Annotated in this window: 4 protein-coding genes and 1 pseudogene; 1 reads left to right on the plus strand and 4 read right to left on the minus strand. The window is 42.5% G+C overall.

What is annotated here, in order from left to right; all coding sequences use genetic code 11:
- From AAC083_RS06160 to AAC083_RS06175, 4 genes are all read right to left on the minus strand, one after another.
- Positions 1–263 (minus strand): GrpB family protein (locus AAC083_RS06160; RefSeq protein ID WP_181364668.1); only part of this gene is annotated, 263 nt, incomplete at its 3' end.
- A 186-nt stretch (positions 264–449) separates the two neighbouring features.
- On the minus strand, positions 450–1,208 hold the full coding sequence (locus AAC083_RS06165; RefSeq protein WP_108536090.1) for a hypothetical protein: 759 nt from the start codon (positions 1,206–1,208) through the stop codon (positions 450–452).
- Between the two features lie 267 nt (positions 1,209–1,475).
- On the minus strand, positions 1,476–2,102 hold the full coding sequence (locus tag AAC083_RS06170) for a DJ-1/PfpI family protein (protein WP_108536091.1): 627 nt from the start codon (positions 2,100–2,102) through the stop codon (positions 1,476–1,478).
- Between the two features lie 109 nt (positions 2,103–2,211).
- Positions 2,212–2,649: an NUDIX hydrolase gene (locus AAC083_RS06175; RefSeq protein WP_108536092.1), complete on the minus strand. Its 438-nt coding sequence runs from the start codon at positions 2,647–2,649 to the stop codon at positions 2,212–2,214.
- A gap of 127 nt (positions 2,650–2,776) precedes the next feature.
- Between AAC083_RS06175 and AAC083_RS22940 the strand changes: the two are divergent.
- Positions 2,777–2,867, plus strand: a pseudogene (locus tag AAC083_RS22940) (metal-dependent hydrolase); the annotation flags it as partial.

Below are 2,867 nucleotides of genomic sequence, written 5' to 3' on the forward strand. Positions count from 1 at the left end.
AACATACACAGTTCCGATGTTCTCAAGGTATCGACTTTTTCTTTAAAGCCCAATGTCGTCAGGATCTGGACGGCAGCTTCGAGTTCGTCACTTTCCACGCCGATAAAAATATCAAGGTCGCCTTTCGATATTGCCAGCGGAATGGAAGAGGCACCTACGCGCTCAACTCTTGCGTTCGGGAGCAAATTTTTTACTTCGCGCTCGTATCTAATAAACAGATCTTCACAAGACGCTTGATATTGCTCAGCACGGTAAAACTTCATCTTTTCTCCAAAGGCATCTGGTTTGATACCAAAACTGGGACACCCACCTTTTTGTGTGCTGACTATACAGCGTCTTGCTCAGAAGGGTGGGTGTCCTGATTTCCCTCGGGAAATAAATTATCGTTTCCACGGGTACTTTGGTAGGCACGCCCCGCCATCAGCGCATATTCCATGTTACTATCCATGTTATTTTTCTCCAAAAATCTGATTGCAAGGGCAATGTTTAGCATCGTACCCTTCTCGTTTGCAATAATTTAAACAAGCGTCAATATCTGGTTGGCGTTTAAATGAATCATCACTACTCCAATTCCCCTTTCCATCGTGGATCATGACCAGGCAATAACCTGTATAAACTGGTTTTCTCAGAATGCTATTCAATTCAGGTTGTTTTAGACCTCTATTTAACTCTTTCATTAACACTGAGTTTATTGGGGATTCATCCAGTAGAACTTTCTCATTAGACTTGGTGATTATCACTAAATTTATGCTATTCAATTCAATGGGAAGTTCTTCCAGCGAAATACGTTGCCATACTTTACTATGGAATTTAAAAATAACATAAGGAGGATTGGGTCTGCCCCATTTATTGTAAGAAAGACATAATGCGGGTGTTGATATCATATATGGAACCCCATCTAATATGTGAAGGGCAAGCGGAGTGAAATTTGCTCTCTTGATATCCTCCCCATACTCATTCTTCCATGAAATATATTCATTAGTATTAGGTATGGTAAATGAGATCGTTTGCTCCTTTATTGGAGGCGATTGCCCTAGTTCACGGCGACCACCATAACTTTGTGATCTATCTACCATGATCTTGCTACCGTCGTGCAGCACGACCTCTTCCTGCCAACTCACAATGTCAGAGGCAGTGCAAGATAACATGATGCTAAATAAAATAGTGAGCGGCATCATCCAACGCCAAAAAATTTTTTTAACATTCATTTTCGTCCCCGACACACATCAGAGTCGTTGCTTTAACGCTCTTTATTTTGTGTTGAATGAGCATATTCGTAATCATCTCACCACATGATTAACCGCGTGTTGCGGTATGGCTGTAGCGTATTTTTTCGAAAACCTCTTCGCACGTATCTTATATTTTTCGTTTGAATTTAGTTCAGATAATATCAAAACTGGGATACCCACCTTTTTGTGTGCTGACTATACAGCGTCTTGCTCAGAAAGGTGGGTGTCCTGATTTTTGTCTGATTTTTAGAGGCGGTTGTTATGCAAATTGGCTAATTCCGCAGATTCGATGGTTTTAGAAATAATCTCTTCAAATAGCTCTAACTGTCCCGCTGGAATTAACTGATCTTGTATGCTTTTTCGTTTATTTGAGTCAAACAACCTTTCTGCTAACCAACCAACTAGGTACATTAATGAAAGACAGCCACCGGCAGTAGCTATATTACCTTCGATAACGAGAGGTAGATCCTGAACGTCCCCTCCCATGCTTTCTAGAGCAGCCTTAGCGTGTGGATTTTTCGTTAACTTCTTCCCGTTCAGCAAACCAAGTTCGTGTAAAATAAAAGACCCTGCGCATATAGAGCCGATGAGTTGCTTTTTAGGGTCAAGTTTTAAAGCGGACATGAAGTCTTTGTCTTTCAGTGCAGCTGGGATCCCTCGGTAACCACTCGTGATCAAAACAACATCTTGCTTATTAACCTCAGAGATATGGCCTTCGGTCTTCACTGAAATTCCGAGTTGCGAGTTATGCTCTACCTTAGTGCCTAATATTTTCACATCCCAGCTATCAGTGGTTCGACCAAGCAAGTCATACATAAGAAAGAAATCTACATCTGTAAAATCATCAAACAGAACAATGCCCACTTTATACATAATATTTCGATCCTTTATTGTAGCTCGAACAAGTCGCATCACGCCTGCTCAAGGAGCTGGCAACGCCACGTGTTGACAGTCCCTCTTGAGGTGTCTGTTACGCGTTTTTTCAAAGCGCACTCTGAAGCCTTTGATTAAGCTCCCATAAGGCTATTTTGTTTGAGTCATATTTCAAACATTCACTAGCCTCTTGGAAGCTACACCAACGAAATTTTGTATGCTCATTTGATAGTTGTGGCTCAGCAGATACCCGAACTGAGAAAGAATATTCAGGTACTACAAACTGATGATTAGTCCAATTTTCATGACCAGCATAGTACACCTTGGGAAGCATACACATTGAGTCAAGCTGCTGCCAATCACAGCCAATTAAACAGGTTTCTTCTTTAAGCTCCCGTTTTGCCGCCTCAAGAATGGATTCGTTATCTTCACCACCGCCTGAAATAGCTTGCCAAGCCCCATTGTCACTTCGTTGTCCGATTAAGTAACGAGGTTGTTCATTGAGGATTTGATACGGAAATACTAATACTTGAAATGGTGCTCTCATTGATTGTTCCTCTAATCGCATAACGCCCGCTTAAGGGGAAAGGTGAGTATCATCATTTTTATTCTTCACGTTCACTTCACCGAGCGGGGGTAGGGTAGGCTCATGTTTTCAGTCGGAGCTTTACTCCATGCCCACCATAGTCACTCACGCCGCCGTACCCCTCTGCCTTGGACTGGGGCTTGGCAGCCGGATCATTCCGCCGCGCCAGCTACTGGCGG

It is taken from the genome of Aeromonas sp. HMWF014 (genome assembly GCF_963878295.1).
GTDB lineage: Bacteria > Pseudomonadota > Gammaproteobacteria > Enterobacterales > Aeromonadaceae > Aeromonas > Aeromonas popoffii.